Annotated in this window: 1 protein-coding gene; it reads left to right on the top strand. The window is 35.9% G+C overall.

Going from position 1 to position 1,132, the window contains the following annotated elements; genetic code table 11:
- Nucleotides 1–67 precede the first annotated feature (67 nt).
- Nucleotides 68–1,132: IS481 family transposase (locus DEU40_RS22200; protein WP_110011863.1), on the top strand; the 1,065-nt coding region annotated here is incomplete at its 3' end.

Raw genomic sequence — 1,132 nt, 5'->3', positions numbered from 1 at the left:
TGAATTAGTCAATACTTAATCTGACAGTTATAATCAAATTAAATAACTTTAAAACAGATTAAGTATTATGACAACACAACAAAAAATCATCAAAAACAAGTTAGGCGTACTTGAATTAGCACAACATTTAGGAAATGTATCGAAAGCTTGTAAAGTAATGGGCTATTCCCGAGACAGTTTTTATCGATTCAAAGAACTGTATGAGCAAGGAGGTGAATTAGCATTACAGGAAATCTCCAGAAGAAAGCCAGTATTAAAGAATCGTGTAGATGAAGTCATTGAAAAGGCTGTTGTTGATATAGCTATTGAAAACCCTGCTTTGGGGCAGCTTAGAGTAAGTAATGAACTTAAAAAGAAAGGTTTCATTGTATCACCAGGTGGAGTCAGAAGTATTTGGTTAAGACACGACCTACATACGTTTAAACTAAGATTAAAAGCCCTAGAAGCCAAATCCGCTCAAGATGGTGTAGTCCTTACTGAATCTCAACTTTCAGCACTAGAAAGGGCTAAGGAAGAGAAAAAAGCTCATGGAGAAATTGAAACTCATCATCCTGGATATTTAGGAGCTCAAGACACTTATTACGTAGGTAATATCAAAGGAGTTGGACATATTTATCAACAAACTTTTATTGATACGTATTCCAAAGTAGTATTTGCAAAGCTATATGACCGTAAAAATGCTCTTATTGCTGCTGACATGCTTAATGATCAGGTAGTCCCTTTCTTTGAGCAGCAGGAACTTCGTTTACTCAGAATTTTAACAGACAGAGGAACGGAATACTGTGGAATAAGAGAACAGCATGAATACCAGCTTTATTTAGCCATTGAAGATATTGATCACACAAAGACCAAGGCTAAAAGTCCTCAGACCAATGGCATTTGCGAACGTTTTCACAGGACGATACAGGACGAGTTTTATGCCATAGCTTTCAGAAAGAAAATTTACAGAAGCATTGAAGAACTGCAATTAGACCTAAACAGTTGGCTGTCCTATTACAACAATGAAAGAACACATACAGGAAAACATTGTTACGGTAAAACACCGATGCAGACGTTTTTAGATAGTAAACCTATGGCAAAAGAGAAATTATTGGAAACTCTTGCAGAGGAACAAAAAATCCTTACTTTTGGA

This window comes from Chryseobacterium sp. AG844 (assembly GCF_003182335.1).
In the GTDB taxonomy this organism is placed as follows: Bacteria; Bacteroidota; Bacteroidia; order Flavobacteriales; family Weeksellaceae; genus Chryseobacterium; species Chryseobacterium cupriresistens.
The sequence above is the reverse complement of the archived record's forward strand: the minus strand, read 5'-3'. Positions and strand labels throughout refer to the sequence as shown.